Raw genomic sequence first — 15,922 nt, 5'->3', positions numbered from 1 at the left:
GTCCGCTCCGCTGTACCCGCCCCGCCCATGACCTATTGCATCGGCCTCAACCTCGACGAGGGGCTCGTGCTGGCCTCCGACTCGCGCACCAACGCGGGCGTCGACCATGTCCGCCGTGCCGGCAAGATGCGGGTCTTCGCCGAAACCGGCGCCTATGTGGTCGTGACCTTGTCGGCCGGCAACCTGTCGCTGACCCAGAACGTGCTCAACCTGATCGAGCATCGCGACCGGCACGAACCGGCGACGCCGGGCATCCGCAACGCGCAGTCGATGTTCCAGGTCGCCCAGGCGATCGGCGATGCGATGCGCGAGATCCGCGCCCGCGACGAAGCCTACCTGCGTGACAGCGGGATCGATCCCAGCGGCACGTTCATCGTCGGCGGCCAGATCCGCGGCGAGCCGCCGCGGCTGTTCCTGGTGTACTCGGAAGGCAACTTCATCGAGAGCACGCCCGAGACCCCGTTCTTCCAGACCGGCGAGATCAAGTTCGGCAAGCCGATCCTCGACCGGGTGGTGACCCGGCAGACCGACCTGGTCACCGCGACCAAGTGCACGCTGGTGTCATTCGACTCGACGATCCGCTCGAACCTGTCGGTCGGCACACCGATCGATCTGGCGGTCTATCGCCGCGACAGCCTGCAGCTGGAGATCCAGCAACGCTTCGAGGACGAGGATGCCTACCTGCGCTCGATCCGCGAGCGCTGGAACGACAGCCTGCGCGAGGCGGTCGCCGCATTGCCGGCGCCGCCGTGGGCGCCAGGCAACGCCCCGCGCTGACGACGACCGCAACGCCCGACATGATCGGGCGTTGCGGCGGCAGCGCGGCTACGGCGCCGCGGGCGCGTCGGGGCGATGCTTCACGTAACGATCGAGCCAGGCATTGGTCTCATAGAGCATGTGCAGGATCGATTCGCGGGCCCGGTAGCCGTGCGATTCCTTGGGCAGCATCACCAGCCGGGCGTTGCCGCCCAGGCCCTTGATCGCGGCAAACATGCGCTCGCTCTGCATCGGGAACGTGCCCGAATTGTTGTCCTCTTCGCCGTGGATCAGCAGGATCGGATCCTTGATCTGCCCGGCGTAGTTGAACGGCGACATGCGCAGATAGGTGTCCTGGGCCTGCCAGTAGTTGCGCTCCTCGGCCTGGAAGCCGAACGGCGTGAGCGTGCGGTTGTAGGCGCCACTGCGCGCGATACCGGCGGCGAACAGCCGCGAGTGCGCCAGCAGGTTGCCGGTCATGAACGCGCCGTAGGAATGCCCGCCGATCGCGATCCGACGACGATCGGCCACACCGCGGCGCACGACCTCGTCCACAGCGGCCTCGGCGCTGGCGACCAGTTGCTCGATGTAGGTGTCGTTGGGTTCGGCATTGCCTTCGCCGATGATCGGCATCGAGACATCGGCGAACACCGCATAGCCCATCGCCAGGAACGCCTGCGGTCCCCAGTAGCCGACCGCGTTGAACCGATACGGCGAATCGGTCACCTGGCTCGCGGCGTCTGCGGATTTGAACTCGCCCGGATAGGCCCACATCAGCAGCGGCAAGGGGCCGTCGCGCTGTGCGTCGTAGCCCGGCGGCAGGTACAGCGTGCCGCTCAGGTCGACGCCGTCCTTGCGCTTGAAGCGGACCAGCTCCTTGTGCACGTCGCGCAGCTGCGGCGTGGGATGCGCGAACGCGGTCAGCGCCGTCGGTGCGGCATCGGCGTCGTCCAGGCGCCGCAGCAGGAAGTTCGCCGGCTCGGCCGGGGTCTCGCGGGTGGTCAGCAGCCGCGTGGCCTGTGCGTCGAGCACCGCGACCGGCGCCTCATACGCCGGCGCCTGCGAATGGAACAGCCGCTCGGTGCGGCCGTCGGCCAGGTGCTGCCGGTCCAGGAACGGCCGGTCGCCCTCTTCCGACGCGCCGTCGCCGATGCGGTAAATGCTCTGGCCGTCGGCGGCGATCAGCAGCCGGCTGTTGCCGTTGTCGTCGGGCATCGTCACCGCCATGCCCGGGTCGGCATAGCGATCCTCGTAGGAGCCGTCGCGCACCAGCACCGGCGCGGCGCCGCCATCGGGATGCAGGCGCCACTCGCGGATCCGGCGGGTCTTCCACCAGTACTCGGTCAGCAGCGCAAGTTCACCATTGCCCCATTGCGTGCCGGCGTAACGCATCGACAGCTGTGCAAGTTCGCTCGGCTTGGTGCGGAACGGCGCGGCCTGCGCATAGACGATGTCGCGCACCGCGACCTCGCGCGCCGGATCGCCGCCGTCCTGCGCCTCGGCCCAGACCAGCGTCGCCGGTGCGTCGCTGCGCCAGGCGACCGAACGCACGCCGGTGGGCACCGCGTCGTTGCCGACCGGCAGACCCTCGACCAGCGGCAGGCGTGCCACCGTGTGCTGGACCTGGCCATCGAGTCCGACCACCTCGATCCGGCGCGGGAACCGGGTGTACGGCACCTGGTAGGAGAACGGCCGATCGATCTGCTGGCGCAGCAGATGACGCCCGTCGGGCGATGCGGTGGCGCTGACGGTCAGGCCGGGCGCGCCGATCGGCGACACCGTGCCATCAAGCGACACGCGCGCGAGCTGGCTGGTCATGTAATGCGCGAACACGCGCGCATCCTGCTCGCTGCGCAGCAGATCCTGGTAGGTCCGCAACTGCTGCACGGTGCCGCCGGCGCCGGTCTCCTGGACGTTGGGGCCGGCCGGAACGCCGTCGTCCTGCGGCGCTGCGCCCTGCCCTTGCGGGCGCAGCCGCACCAGCAGCGATTGCCCATCAGGCATCCATTCGAAGCCATTGCCGACGACGGCGTTGAGCGGCTGGGACAGCAGGCGCCGCGCCTGCCGCGTCGCCACGTCGACCAGCCACAGCTGCACTTCGCCCGCGTGCGTGTCGACCTGGCTGAAGGCGATGTGGCGCTGGTCGGGCGACCACAACAGCGAGGCCAGTGACAGCGGCTCGGGCAGGCCCGCGATGCGCTGCTCGGCGCCACCGTCGATCGGCTTGAGCCAGACATCGCTGACGTACGAGGCACGGCTGGCCGAGTAGGTCTTGGGATTGATCCGGATGCCACCGAGCTTGAGCTCGGGCTGGGAGACCTCGGCGATCGACGGCAGCGCCGGCGTCTGCAGGAAGGCGGCCAGGTCGCGCTTGGGACTCAACAACAGGCGCGGCGGACGCGGCGCGTCGACGATCGCGCGCAATGCTTCGGGCGGCAGTTGGTAGCCGCCATCCTCGGAGACGACCGCCGGCGCGGTCTGCGCGAATGCGGGGGCGACGCCGAGCGAGGCGACGAGCAAGGTGGCGGAGACGGCGAGGAACAATCGGCGACGGGCGGTCGTTGCAGGCATCAGAAGGCGATCCGTAAAAAAGCACACGAGGCCGTCGAGCATACCTGCCGCATCGCACCGTGTAGCGGTCAGGGGCCCGCGACCGACGGGACTTGTGCGACATCGCCGTGCGGGCCTGGGGCCTGCGCGACATCGCAGCAAGGGATCGCCGGCAACCGCGGCGCGCATGGTCGGCGCCTGAATCTCGGGAGTGCCTTCGGGACGCGTTCCAGGCCTGACCCGCCTCCAGTGGCGTGCTGCGATAGAATGGCGGTCCGCCTCGCCGAGGGGCGCTGCGACCATCGCGTGGCTTCGTCCACGACACGCCCCCGCGCAAGCGGGCGCTGCGATGGCCAGGCTCGGCGCAGGTGCCCTGCGAACGGCGCCCGTCATCGCGAATGCATCGATCGCATTCCGTAGGGAGCATGCAATGAACGCACAGTTGAAGTCCGGCGCCGAGCGCGCCTTCTCCCAGGATGGCGACTACAAGGTCGCCGACATCTCGCTGGCCGACTGGGGCCGCAAGGAACTCGACATCGCCGAGCACGAGATGCCGGGCCTGATGTCGATCCGCCGCAAGCACGCCGCCACCCAGCCGCTCAAGGGCGTGCGCGTGACCGGCTCGCTGCACATGACCATCCAGACCGCGGTGCTGATCGAGACGCTCAAGGACATCGGCGCCGACGTGCGCTGGGCCTCGTGCAATATCTTCTCGACCCAGGACCACGCCGCCGCCGCGATCGCCGCGACCGGCACGCCGGTGTTCGCCTGGAAGGGCGAGACGCTGGAGGAATACTGGGACTGCACGCTGGACGCGCTGACCTTCACCCTGGCCGACGGCACGCTGACCGGTCCGGAGCTGGTGGTCGACGACGGCGGCGACGTCACGCTGCTGATCCACAAGGGCTACGAGCTCGAGAACGGCAGCACCTGGGTCGACGAGCCCGCGAGCTCGCACGAAGAACAGGTCATCAAGGCGCTGCTCAAGCGCGTGGCCAACGAACGTCCGGGCTACTGGACGCGCGTGGTCGCCGACTGGAAGGGCGTCTCCGAGGAAACCACCACCGGCGTGCACCGTCTCTACCAGCTGGCCCAGGCCGGCACGCTGCTGGTGCCGGCGATCAACGTCAACGATTCGGTCACCAAGTCCAAGTTCGACAACCTCTACGGCTGCCGCGAATCGCTGGCCGACGGCCTCAAGCGCGCGATGGACGTGATGCTGGCCGGCAAGGTTGCGGTGGTCTGCGGCTACGGCGACGTCGGCAAGGGCTGCGCCGCCTCGCTGCGCGCCTACGGCGCCCGCGTCGTGGTGACCGAGATCGATCCGATCTGCGCGCTGCAGGCGGCGATGGAAGGCTTTGAAGTCAACACGATCGAGAGCACGCTCGGCCGCGGCGACGTCTATGTCACCACCACCGGCAACAAGGACATCATCACCGCCGAGCACCTGCAGGCGATGAAGGATCAGGCGATCGTCTGCAACATCGGCCACTTCGACAACGAGATCCAGGTCGATGCGCTCAAGGCGCTGGCGGGCGTGCAGCAGATCAACATCAAGCCGCAGGTCGACAAGTACGTCTTCCCGGACGGCCGTGCGATCTTCCTGCTCGCCGATGGCCGTCTGGTGAACCTGGGCTGCGCCACCGGCCACCCGAGCTTCGTGATGTCCAACTCGTTCGCCAACCAGACCCTGGCCCAGATCGACCTGTGGGCGAACAAGGACCGCTACGAGAAGAAGGTCTACCTGCTGCCCAAGCACCTCGACGAGGAAGTGGCCCGCCTCCACCTGGAGAAGATCGGCGTCAAGCTGACCAAGCTCACCCAGGCCCAGGCCGACTACATCGGCGTGCCGGTCGAAGGTCCGTTCAAGCCGGATCACTACCGCTACTGAGCGATCCGCACCACTGCAGTGACACGACGAACGGGCGCCTTGCGGCGCCCGTTCTCGTTGGTGGGCCAGCCGCCCGGCCCCACGCCTGGCCTACGGCAGCGAGGCGTTGAATTGGATCTGCTGCCCCGGCACGAGCCGGTCGCTCTCGATCGCAACCGTCAGCGAGGCGATCGCATGCGGGCCGATGCAGGCCGACGCAGAACGCTCGGCGTTGGGCAGCAGACCCTTGAGCGACGTACCCAGGCGATGGCCGTCGACCGCGGGCCAGGCATCGTAGTAGATCGGCGCGACGCCTTCGTTGCGCACCGACATCTGCACGCATTCGCCATCGCTCGACAGCGCCGTGATCCGGAACGCGTAGCCCGTCGCCAGCGCGGCCTGTCGGATCCGAGCGCGCGTCTGATAGCCCGGCTGGTCGTTGCCGATCATGTAGCTGATGCGGTACTGCGAGGCAAAGGACTCGAAACTGCGCCCCCAGGGCCCGTTGGGGTCGAGCACATGGGCCTGGTCGTAGTCGCTGTAGTAATTGAACTCGCCGCCCGCCGGGCTGTCCTGGTAGCGGGTGTTGCCGAAGAACAGCCATGAGGCGCGGTTGTACTCGCTGTTGCTGCTCGAATGCGTCTCGTGCATGAAGGAGTCATCGAACAGCCCGAAGCGCAACTGCCGCAACGACGACACGGCGGAGAACGGCGAGTAGGTCGCGCTCGCCGCATCGATCGACAGCGACCAGGAGGTCTGCGCGAAGGTCGCGCCCAGATGCTCCAGGAACTGCTGCTGGAACGCCTTCGACGGGAACGTCCGGCCCAGGGTCAGCGGCCCGTCCCACAGGTGGTACTCGGCATAGGAACCGAAGCCGACCTGCAGGAAGGCGAGCCGCGGATCGAGGTCGTAGCGCTGCGCGAATTTGCTGTAGAAGTCGAGAATGAAGGCCCGCAAGGTGGCCGAGCGCCAGTCGGGCACGAAGGTCTGCTCGCCTTCGACACTCTGATAGCCGATCACATGATCGGCGGCGTTGGCGACGTGGCTCGGAATCGAGATCGTGGTGTGGCCGGGATAGGTGTCGTGGAAGCGCACGATCATCTGATGGCCACGCGCCGCCGCCGATGCCAGCCGGGCGTCGACCGGCGCCCAGTTGTAGGTACCCGGCCCGGTGACGACGTCGCTGTACTTGAAGTAGGCGAATTCCAGTTGCACATCGTCGCCGAGCGCCGCCAGGCCCGACGCATTGTCGTTCCACAGCACGATGCCGGTCATCGGCTGCACGCGATCGATCGTCGCCTGCAGCGGGACCGGCACGTAGACCGCTTTGGCGCGTCGAGGCACTGCCGCGCCGGCGCGTGCGAGGGGCGCTGATTTGACCAAGCGTGCGCCCGAGCCTGGCGCATGTGCGCTCCTGTGGGCCTGCGCCGAAGCCGGCGCGCCATTCGGCGCCTCGGGCCGCGTGAGGCCCGCATTGGCGGTCGCGACGACCGCCAACAGCATGGCCGATGCTGCAATGCGCAGCCGATCTCGATGATGCTCCATGATCTAACCCCTCCCGTCGCCGGCATGGGATCGCGGCCGATCCAGGGGCGACGCCCGGACCGGCCGCGTCGAACGCGTTCAGAACCGGTAGCTCAACCCCAGCGTGACCGAGCGGCCGTAGCGGTAGTAGCCCTGCGACAGCAGCGGGTTGCCGTTGATGCTGGACGTGCTCTCATCGTCGAGCAGGTTGCTGCCCTCCAGCGAGATCGTGAAGCGGTCGTTGACGGCGTAGGACGCGTGCGCGGTCAGCCAGGTGATCGGATCGGACTGCTCGTTGTAGCCCTCGCCGAGCACGTTGATCGCGGTCACAAAGCCATCGGTGTGGTCGGCGGTGGCACCGATCGACCAGGGGCCCTTTTCGTACATCAGGCCCAGCGAGTACACCGACGGCGCGATGCCTTCGAGCGGGCGCTCGAACTCGCCGACCCAACTGCGTGCCCAGTTGCGGGTGTACTGCGCACGGAAGCCAAAGCCGTTGTCCCAGAAGTGCTGCAGCCCTGCCTCAATGCCACGCACCTTGGCGTAGTCGCCGTTGATCGGACGCATGACGTTGAACAGGGTCGGGCCAGTGCTCACCGGCGTCCCGTCGGCGTCGACGATGGGACCGACACCGATGTCCTGGCCCGGCTCCCAACTGGTGGTGATCTGGTTGGCGATGCGCTTGTAGAACACCGCGACGTTGAAGATCGACCGGTCGGTGAAGTACCACTCCAGCGACAGATCGCCCTGCTTGGCGCTGTAGGGCTGCAGATCGACGTTGCCGCCGTAGATCTGGGTGAACTCGCCCCAGGACACACTGGCCGTCGTATTGGTCGGTGCCAGCTTGTCGACCGGCGGCCGGGCCATGGTCTTGGCAGCGCCCACGCGAAGCTGCAGGTCGTCGGTGAAGCGCCAGATGAAATTCGCCGACGGCAGGTAGAAGGTGTAATCGCCCTTCTGCTCGATCGCGCTCGGGGCGTCGTAGACCGCAGTGTAGTTGAACGTCCCGTTCTCGACGATCTGCAGGATCTTGGCGTCCCAGGCATGGGCCGTGGTGTCGGTCTTGACCACGCGCATGCCGATATCGCCGCGCCAGCGTTCACCGACAAAGTCGGCCTGCACGTAGAACGCGTTGGTCTTCTCCGAGACGCGGTAGCTCTCGAGCGGGTTCCATTGCGGCGCGGCGTTGGCGAAATCGTAGGGCGTGCCGTCCGCACGCGGCCGACCGTCGTACTGCGCGAGATGGCCGAGGTAATTGGGGACGTCGAAGGCGATGAACGACCTCGGGAAGACCGCATTGACCCGGCTCATGAAGCTCGGCGGCGCCAGCGACTGCGAGATCACGCCCGCCCCCAGCTCACCGACGTTGATGGCATTGTCGCCCGAGTAGTAATCGGCGCCGCCATTGAGGGTGTTGTTGATCAGGTCGCGCGACTTCTTGCGATCGGTGACATTGACCCCGAAGCGCAGCCGATCGAATACCGAGCGACCGACAAACAGCTCGCCGCCGAGGGCGCCGCCGGTGATCTCGTCGACGATGTTGTCGCCGCGTAGCTCCATGTAGTGGGTGTTGAAATCGGACGCGCCGAAATTGCCGGTCCCGAAGCCGTCGGCCAGCGAACGACCATCGTCGAAGTCCACGCGGACGTTGGGCATCGCATCCCCACTCAGGTCGATGCGGGCGGTGTTGGGCTGGTTCATGCGCAAGACCACATAGGAATCCTGGCCGCCCGAGTAACGCTTGGAGGTCGAGCGGTACACGTCGGCGGTGAGCGTGAAATCGTCGTTGACCTGCCACTGCGCGTTGGCCCCGTACAGATCGGTGTCGACCACCCGGTGCTCGGTCATATTGAGCAGTTCGGGGTTGAGCCGCAGTTCCGGATCCGGGTTGTCCATCGTGAACCCGGTGACGATGCCGTTCTGGACGGTGATGTCGGACCAACGCCCGGGCGCGAACAGCGGATAGTAGGACTGCTGGTAGCCGACCTGCGGCGAGTCGAGCCGCGTGGTCAGACCGTCCACCGTGAGCCGGAAGCGATCGCTGGGGCGCCATTCCAGCTTGCCCGAGAACGCCCGCCGCTTCTTCTCCTCGATGATCGAGCCGGCGCGGAACTGGCCGGGCGAGATCAGGCCGTACTCCTCGGGGTCGAGCTCGCCGTTGCCGTTGAGGTCGACGTCGCCGCCCCAGGCGTTGCTGGACCAGGTGGGATCCCGCGGATCGGTGTTGCGGGTCCAGCCGCCATCGTTGCCGGCGATATCGGTGCGGTCCCGGCGCTTGCCGTAGACCACGCCGAGCAACACACCGACGGTGTCGTCGGCGAACGTGTTGCTGTAGGTCGCCGAGAACTTGCGCCCGTTGAGCTCGGACATCTGGTTGCGGTCGCCCTCGACGCGGACGATGCCGTGCTGACCGGTGCGGTCGAAGGGACTGGCCGAGCGCAGGTTGATCAGCCCGCCGATCGCGCCCTCGGCCAACGACGACTGCGCGCCCTTGATCACGTCGGCGCCACTGATCACGTCCGATGGCAGCACGTCGAACGCGAAATCGCGGCCTGCGCCGTCGGTCGCCAGCAACCGGCCGTTGAACGTGGTCAGGGTGTACTCCGGGCCCAGGCCGCGCACGCTGACCTTCTGGCCCTCACCGCCTGCGGTGCGACTGATCGAGACACCGGTGATGTGGCTCAGCGAGTCGGCGACGTTGTCGTCGGGGAACTTGCCCAGTTCCAGCGCGCTGATCGAATCCTGCACGGTGGCCGCATCGCGCTTGAGCTCGACCGCCCGCGCAAGGCTGCCGCGCACCCCGGTCACGATCACCGCGTCGAGCGATTCGATCCGTTCGTCGGCCGGTCCCGCCGGGTCCCCAGCGTCCTGGACCTGGGCCGACACGCCGGCCGGCACCACGAGCGCCAGCGCGATGCTGCAGAAAAGCGGATTGCGATGCGGACGAACGGTCTTCACAGAAGCATCCTCGATGTGGGTGGCTGTGGGGGCGACCTACAAAACGAAATCCAGCCTAAATCATGTTTCGTTTGGCATCAACACCTTCTTGTAACGAAATTTGGGCAGGTTCGAACGCGGGTCGCCTGCCTCAGGTCGCGCTGCAGCGTCATGAAGGCACTGATTCCGAGGCATACGATCAAGCTCCCGAGCGCCGGGGCCGTCATCGATCTGGCACACGGGGCCCAGCGGGACTCGCCCGGGCCTCCACCGCCTGCCCCAGCATCTCAACGTATTCGCATCATTAGAAACGAAAGAAAACGTTGCTAATCATTGTCTTTCGTCGCAGACTTCTCTGCGCGCGCGCCGGATGCCCTGTTAACCAGCGGCGCCCGCCCCCTTTTCTGAAACGAGGACCGCGATGCACGCCCTGCTCGAGCTGGTTGCCCGCCATCGGCGTGGCGACGCCGCCGGCATCACCTCCATCTGCTGCGCCCATCCGCTGGTGCTGGAGGCGGCGCTGCGCCATGCCCAGCGCCACGCCCTGCCGCTGGTGCTGGTCGAGGCGACCTGCAACCAGGTCAACCAGGACGGCGGCTACACCGGCATGACCCCGACCGACTTCGTCGCCTTCGTTGGCGGCATCGCCGAGCGGGTCGGCATGGACCCGGCGCGCATCGCGCTCGGCGGCGATCACCTCGGCCCCAATCCCTGGATCGCGCTCGACGCCGAGGCGGCGATGGCCAAGGCCGAGACGATGGTCGCCGCCTATGTCGCCGCGGGCTTTCGCAAGCTCCACCTCGACTGCTCGATGGCCTGCGCCGACGATTCGGTGCCGCTGCCCGAGGCGACGATCGTCGAACGCGCGGTGCGGCTGTGCCGCGCGGCCGAGGCCGCCCATGCCCAGGCCGGTGGCGAGCCGCCGGTCTATGTGATCGGCACCGAGGTGCCGGTGCCTGGCGGCGCGACCGAGGCCATCGAGGGCCTGGCGGTGACCGCGCCCGAGGCCGCGCTGGCGACGATCGAGGCCCACCGTGACGCATTCGCGGCCGCCGGCCTGCAGGCGGCGTGGACGCGGGTGATCGCCTCGGTGGTGCAGCCGGGCGTGGAGTTCGACCACCACCAGGTCATCGACTACGTGCCGGCCGCCGCGCGCGCGCTCAGCGCCGCGATCGAGCAGGTCCCGGGCCTGGTGTTCGAGGCGCACTCGACCGACTACCAGACCCCCGATGCACTGGCCGCGCTGGTGCACGATCACTTCGCGATCCTCAAGGTCGGCCCCGGCCTGACCTTCGCGCTGCGCGAGGCGCTGTGGGCGCTGGATGCGATCGAACGCGAGTGGATCGCGCCGGACCGGCGTGCGCACTTGCGCGAGACCGCATTGGCCCGGATGCGCGCGCAGCCCGGTCACTGGCAGCGCTACTACCACGCCCAGGGCGATGCACTGACTATCGACCTGCAGTACAGCCTCAGCGATCGCATCCGCTACTACTGGCCGGATCCTGCGATCGAGGCGGCCTGCCAGCAGTTGTTCGCCAACCTGCGTCAGAGCCCGCCGCCGATGCCGCTGGTCGGCCAGTACCTGCCGCAGGCGCTGCGCGCGCTGCGTGCCGACCGCGCCCCGCTCGATCCCGCCGCCCTCGTGATGGCCCACATCGCCATCGCCCTCGACGACTACCGCCATGCCTGCGTCCCCGATGCCCAGCCCTGAACACCTCGGCCTGCCCGAATCCGACCTGGCCGCCAGCGGCGCGCTGTGGACTGCGCGCGAGATCGAACAACAGCCGCGCATGCTCGTGCGCACCCATGCGCTGGTCGCCGAGATGGCCGAATCGCTTGCGGCCTTCATCGCGCCGGTGTCGGGCGACCCGACGGCGCGGGTGATCCTGACCGGCGCCGGCACTTCGGCCTACATCGGCGAATGCCTGGCGCCGTGGCTCGACCGCACACTCGCTGCGCGCGTCGATGCAGTGCCCACGACCGACCTGGTCAGCGCGCCGCAGCTGTATCTCGATCCGGCTCGCCCCTTGCTGCTGGTCTCGTTCGGGCGCTCGGGCAACAGCCCCGAGAGCGTCGCGGCGGTGGAACTGGCCGAGGCGCTGGTTGGCGAGGTGCGCCACCTGGTGGTGACCTGCAATGCTGACGGGGCGCTGGGCCGGGTCGCGGTGCGGCAGTCGATGACGCTGCTGCTGCCATCGGAAACCCACGATGTCAGCTTCGCGATGACGTCGAGCTTCAGCTGCATGATGCTGGCGACGCTGGCCGCGCTGTGCGGGCCGCAAGCCCTGGAGACCCGCGTGCACACGATCGCCGCCGCGACCGACACCGTGCTGCAGCAGGCGCGCGGGCTGACCCAGGAATTGGCGCTGTGCGGGTTCGAGCGCGTGGTGTATCTGGGCAGCGCGCTGTTCAAGGGCCTGGCGCGCGAGGCCGCGCTCAAGCTGGGCGAGCTGAGCAACGGCGCCATCGCGACCTGCTTCGAATCGCCGATGGGCTTCCGCCACGGCCCCAAGACCTTCGTCACTGCGCGCACGCTGGTGGTGGTGTTCGTGTCCAACGACCCGCTGACCCGGCGCTACGATCTCGACCTGCTCGACGAGCTGCGCAGCGACGGCGTGGCCGCGCGCGTGATCGAAGTCACCGCCGCCGCGCCGCATGGTCCGGTGCGCGATGCAGTGCGCGTGGCCGAGCTCGAACGCGCGCACGATCTCGACTTGCTGTGGCCCTATGTCGCCGTGGCGCAACTGTTCGCCTTCCACGCCTCGCGGGCGCTGGGCGTGCGGCCCGACAGCCCGAACGCACAGGGCACGGTGAACCGGGTCGTGCAGGGCGTGCGCCTGTACTCGCTGCCGTAAATCCTCGGGCCCGTCGGCACCATCCCGCGACACGACGCCGACATCGGCGTCGCGCGATCAGGGGCGCCAGTTGGCGTTGCGTTCCCAGAACGCGACGCTGCGCCGGTAGGCCTCGGGGTCCAGCGGCACGCCCGAACCGCCCTCTTCGACCCCGAGCGCATTGCGCATCATCGTGATCGGCGCCATCGGGATCTCCGCAGGCTCGGCCGTGTACAGACAGCCGACCACGCCCCAATCCGCATCGATCGGCGCGCCCTCCTTCGCCAGTTGCTCGGCGCTGTAGAGGATCACGACCAGATACTCCGCACGCGGCGCCGTCACACCTTCGAACCAGCGCACCAGCACCGGGAGCTCGGCGGAATTGCGCGCCTCGTAGGCCGAACGCAGCAGATGCCGGTTCGCCTCGGTGATCGGCACGGTCAGGCAGCGCGTCGACGTCCAGTTGCGGTGCACATGCAGCTTGCAGAACGGCGCATAGCCGTCGAGCACGGCGACCGGCGCTTGCGCGTTGAGATGCGCCTCGAACGCCTCGGGCGTCGTGTCCTGGATCGTGTTGCCGCGCGGGACGCGGGGAAACAGACGGGGGCGGGCGAAGGGCGTGAGAACGATGGACATCTTCGGGCCGTCGGCATGGCGCGCCAGGGTAACCGCGCGGAGAGCGGAGCACGAGGCGGCCCCAAAAGAGCCGCCTCCATGGCGCCTACAGGGCCTGCATGCGCCGGTCGAGCGCGGCCTCGTCCGGCCCTTCGTCGGGACCATGCAGTTCGTCGTTCGCGGCCGGCGGCTGCCCGTCGCCGACCGGCGGCACCTCGAGATACGGCAGGCGCAACACGCGGCTGGTCATGCCGCGGATGCGGTTGGTCAACGCCACGTCGGTGTTCAGCGACTGCCCATAGGAGGGCACGATCGTCTGGATGCGCTCGCGCCACGCCCCGTCCATGCGCTCGGGATACGCACGCCGCAGCACATCGAGCATGATCTTGGGCGAGGTCGATGCGCCGGGCGAGGCTCCCAGCAACGCCGCGATGCTGCCGTCGGCATCGGTGACGATCTCGGTCCCGAACTGGAGGATCGCGCCCATCTGCGGATCGCGCTTGATCACCTGCACGCGCTGCCCCGCGGTGACCAGACGCCAATCGGCCGGCTTGGCATCAGGGTAGTACTTCTGCAACTCGGCAAACCGATCGGCATCCGACAGCCGGGCCTGTTGAATCAGATAGCCCACCAGGTCGCGGTTCTCGGCGCCGACGCGCAGCATGCCGGTGACATTGTGGTTGTTGACCGACGAGAACAGGTCGAACCACGAGCCATGCTTGAGGAACCGCGTGCTCTGCAATGCGAACGGGCCGAACAACAGCACCGGTTTGCCGTCGAGCTTGCGTGCATCCAGATGCGGCACCGACATCGGCGGCGAGCCCGCTTCGGCCTTGCCGTAGGCCTTCACCTCGTGGCGGCCGGTGACCGCCGGATTGTCGGTCGCCAGGAACTGGCCGCCGACCGGGAAGCCGCCATAGTCGGCGGCTTCGGGGATGCCCGAGTGCTGCAGCAGCGTCAGCGCCGCGCCACCGGCACCGACGAAGACGAAGCGGGCGCGGACCGAGCGCGTGCGGTCGGACGACAGGTCGTGCACGGCGACCGTCCAGTTGCCATCGGCCTCGCGCTGCAGCTTGCGCACCTCGTGGCGCAGATGCAGCCCGAAGCGCGGACTGCGCGACAGTGCCTGCGTCAGCTGCCGGGTGATCACCCCGAAATTGACGTCGGTGCCCAATGGCATCCAGGTCGCCGCGATCCGCAGGGCTGGGTCCCGGCCCCCCATCATCAGCGGCGCCCAGCGCGCGATCTGCGCCGGATCCTCCGAAAATTCCATGCCGTGGAACAGCGGCTCCTTGGAGAGCGCCGCGTGGCGGCGACGCAGATAGTCGATGTTGTCGTCGCCCCAGACGAAGCTCATGTGCGGGGTCGGATTGATGAAATCGGTGGGCGTCCCCAGCCGTCCGGCCTCGACCTGGTGGGACCAGAACTGGCGCGAGATCTCGAACTGTTCGGCGATGTCGACCGCACGCGCGGTCTCGATCGAGCCGTCTTTGCGCTCGGGCGTGTAATTGAGTTCGGCGAAGCCCGAATGGCCGGTGCCGGCATTGTTCCAACCGTCCGAACTCTCCAACGCCACCCCGTCCAACCGTTCGTAGATTTCGATCCGCCAGTCGGGTTCGAGTTCCTGCAGGTAGGTGGCCAGGGTGACGCTCATGATCCCGGCGCCGATCAGCACCACATCCACCGGCTCGGCATTTTCCGGTTCCGGCGGCGCGCGCTCGAACAGCGGCCAGTACAGGAACACCCCGATGGCGATCGCGAGCACGACGAGACCGACGACGACTGCCTTGAAGATCTTTTTCATTTCCGACTCCTCGACGATCGGGTACCGGACACCCACCAGGAGCCGTATGCGGCGCCCTATCGGCGAGCGTAGTGAATCCGGCGTCAAGCCCATGGGAACGCCCGGCATCAGCCCATCCATCAGCGCTTATATCCATCGCGATAAAGAGATATGCTTCTGTCTCACCTCCGTCCCAGGTCGCGCATGATCCCGGTCAGCTTCGAGTTCTACCCGCCCAAGACCGACGAGCAACGCCAGCAGTTGCACCGGACCGCCGGGAAGCTCGCCGCGCATGCGCCCGAGTACGTGTCCTGCACCTTCGGCGCCGGCGGTTCGACCCTGAGCCACACGCCAGAGACCGTGCGCCGGCTCAAGCAGGACCACGGGCTGGAGGCGGCCCCGCATCTGTCGTGCGTCGGCGGCAGCCGCGAGGAGATCCGCGAGCTGCTCAAGCTCTATCGCGCGATCGGTTGCACCCGCATCGTCGCGCTGCGCGGCGACCTGCCCTCGGGCATGGGCCAGCCCGGCGACCTGCGGCATGCCTCGGACCTGGTTGCCTTCATCCGCAGCGAGTTCGGTGACCGCTTCCGCATCGAGGTCGGCTGTTACCCGGAAGTACATCCGCAGGCCGAGGACGCACGCCGCGATCTGGCGCATTTCAAGGCCAAGATCGATGCCGGCGCCGATGCCGCGATCACCCAGTACTTCTACAACGCCGACGCCTACTTCCACTTCGTCGACAGCGCGCGCCGCGCCGGTGTCGAGGTCCCGATCGTGCCGGGCATCATGCCGATTTCCAACTTCAGCCAGCTGCGCCGGTTCTCGGAAGCCTGCGGCGCCGAGATCCCGCGCTGGATGCAACGCAGCATGGCGGCCCACGGTGACGACGTGGCAGCGATCCGCGCGCTCGGCGCCGACATCGTCACCCGCCTGTGCGAACGGCTGATCGCCGGCGGCGCACCGGCGCTGCATTTCTACACACTCAACCTCGCCAAGCCGACCCAGACCATCCTGTCCCGCCTGGCCTGAGGCCACTGTCGCGGTCACCGGCCA

The 15,922-nt window shown here is 67.9% G+C and carries 10 protein-coding genes and 1 riboswitch; of the genes, 5 read left to right on the top strand and 5 right to left on the bottom strand.

What is annotated here, in order from left to right:
- Nucleotides 1-27 precede the first annotated feature (27 nt).
- Nucleotides 28-777, top strand: a complete 750-nt coding sequence (locus FHW73_RS10755) for a peptidase (RefSeq protein ID WP_183426711.1) — start codon at nt 28-30, stop codon at nt 775-777.
- A gap of 48 nt (nt 778-825) precedes the next feature.
- On the opposite strand, the gene FHW73_RS10750 is transcribed toward FHW73_RS10755, so the two are convergent.
- Nucleotides 826-3,327 carry a prolyl oligopeptidase family serine peptidase gene (locus tag FHW73_RS10750; protein WP_183426710.1) on the bottom strand — a complete coding sequence of 834 codons (2,502 nt, stop codon included), beginning with the start codon at nt 3,325-3,327 and terminating at the stop codon, nt 826-828.
- Between the two features lie 258 nt (nt 3,328-3,585).
- A riboswitch (S-adenosyl-L-homocysteine riboswitch) is annotated at nt 3,586-3,701 on the top strand.
- 35 nt (nt 3,702-3,736) lie between these two features.
- On the opposite strand from FHW73_RS10750, the gene ahcY reads away from it, so the two are divergent.
- Entirely contained in the window at nt 3,737-5,197 is a 1,461-nt protein-coding gene (gene ahcY / locus FHW73_RS10745; RefSeq protein WP_183426709.1) for an adenosylhomocysteinase, read from the top strand.
- A 90-nt stretch (nt 5,198-5,287) separates the two neighbouring features.
- Here the strand turns inward: ahcY and FHW73_RS10740 are convergent, their stop codons facing one another.
- Both FHW73_RS10740 and FHW73_RS10735 read right to left on the bottom strand, forming a co-directional pair.
- Nucleotides 5,288-6,520 carry a DUF4832 domain-containing protein gene (locus tag FHW73_RS10740; protein WP_183426708.1) on the bottom strand — a complete coding sequence of 411 codons (1,233 nt, stop codon included), beginning with the start codon at nt 6,518-6,520 and terminating at the stop codon, nt 5,288-5,290.
- Between the two features lie 279 nt (nt 6,521-6,799).
- Complete coding sequence (locus FHW73_RS10735; RefSeq protein WP_183426707.1) at nt 6,800-9,658, bottom strand: TonB-dependent receptor; 2,859 nt, start codon at nt 9,656-9,658, stop codon at nt 6,800-6,802.
- A gap of 400 nt (nt 9,659-10,058) precedes the next feature.
- On the opposite strand from FHW73_RS10735, the gene FHW73_RS10730 reads away from it, so the two are divergent.
- Both FHW73_RS10730 and FHW73_RS10725 read left to right on the top strand, forming a co-directional pair.
- Entirely contained in the window at nt 10,059-11,348 is a 1,290-nt protein-coding gene (locus FHW73_RS10730) for a D-tagatose-bisphosphate aldolase, class II, non-catalytic subunit (protein ID WP_183426706.1), read from the top strand.
- Nucleotides 11,320-12,492, top strand: coding sequence for an SIS domain-containing protein (locus FHW73_RS10725; protein WP_255492923.1), 1,173 nt, complete (start codon nt 11,320-11,322; stop codon nt 12,490-12,492). Before FHW73_RS10730 ends, FHW73_RS10725 begins: the two co-directional genes overlap by 29 nt.
- A gap of 57 nt (nt 12,493-12,549) precedes the next feature.
- On the opposite strand, the gene FHW73_RS10720 is transcribed toward FHW73_RS10725, so the two are convergent.
- Both FHW73_RS10720 and mqo read right to left on the bottom strand, forming a co-directional pair.
- Nucleotides 12,550-13,107 (bottom strand): DUF3228 family protein, encoded by a 558-nt coding sequence (locus FHW73_RS10720; protein WP_183426705.1) that lies wholly within the window; start codon nt 13,105-13,107, stop codon nt 12,550-12,552.
- 85 nt (nt 13,108-13,192) lie between these two features.
- Nucleotides 13,193-14,890, bottom strand: a complete 1,698-nt coding sequence (gene mqo / locus FHW73_RS10715) for a malate dehydrogenase (quinone) (protein WP_183426704.1) — start codon at nt 14,888-14,890, stop codon at nt 13,193-13,195.
- A 183-nt stretch (nt 14,891-15,073) separates the two neighbouring features.
- Here mqo and metF point away from each other — a divergent pair, with 183 nt between their 5' ends.
- On the top strand, nt 15,074-15,898 hold the full coding sequence (gene metF, locus FHW73_RS10710; protein ID WP_183426703.1) for a methylenetetrahydrofolate reductase [NAD(P)H]: 825 nt from the start codon (nt 15,074-15,076) through the stop codon (nt 15,896-15,898).
- The last annotated feature ends 24 nt before the right edge of the window (nt 15,899-15,922 follow it).

The sequence above is a fragment of the Luteimonas sp. RC10 genome (genome assembly GCF_014192745.1).
GTDB lineage: Bacteria > Pseudomonadota > Gammaproteobacteria > Xanthomonadales > Xanthomonadaceae > Luteimonas.
The sequence above is the reverse complement of the archived record's forward strand: the minus strand, read 5'-3'. Positions and strand labels throughout refer to the sequence as shown.

Excerpts from the sequence above, each read along its gene's own strand:
- FHW73_RS10720 (WP_183426705.1), bottom strand. The coding sequence starts at position 13,107 with ATGTCCATCGTTCTCACGCCCTTCGCCCGCCCCCGTCTGTTTCCCCGC.
- FHW73_RS10730 (WP_183426706.1), top strand. The coding sequence starts at position 10,059 with ATGCACGCCCTGCTCGAGCTGGTTGCCCGCCATCGGCGTGGCGACGCC.
- FHW73_RS10725 (WP_255492923.1), top strand. The coding sequence starts at position 11,320 with ATGCCTGCGTCCCCGATGCCCAGCCCTGAACACCTCGGCCTGCCCGAA.
- ahcY (WP_183426709.1), top strand. The coding sequence starts at position 3,737 with ATGAACGCACAGTTGAAGTCCGGCGCCGAGCGCGCCTTCTCCCAGGAT.
- FHW73_RS10750 (WP_183426710.1), bottom strand. The coding sequence starts at position 3,327 with ATGCCTGCAACGACCGCCCGTCGCCGATTGTTCCTCGCCGTCTCCGCC.
- mqo (WP_183426704.1), bottom strand. The coding sequence starts at position 14,890 with ATGAAAAAGATCTTCAAGGCAGTCGTCGTCGGTCTCGTCGTGCTCGCG.
- metF (WP_183426703.1), top strand. The coding sequence starts at position 15,074 with ATGATCCCGGTCAGCTTCGAGTTCTACCCGCCCAAGACCGACGAGCAA.
- FHW73_RS10755 (WP_183426711.1), top strand. The coding sequence starts at position 28 with ATGACCTATTGCATCGGCCTCAACCTCGACGAGGGGCTCGTGCTGGCC.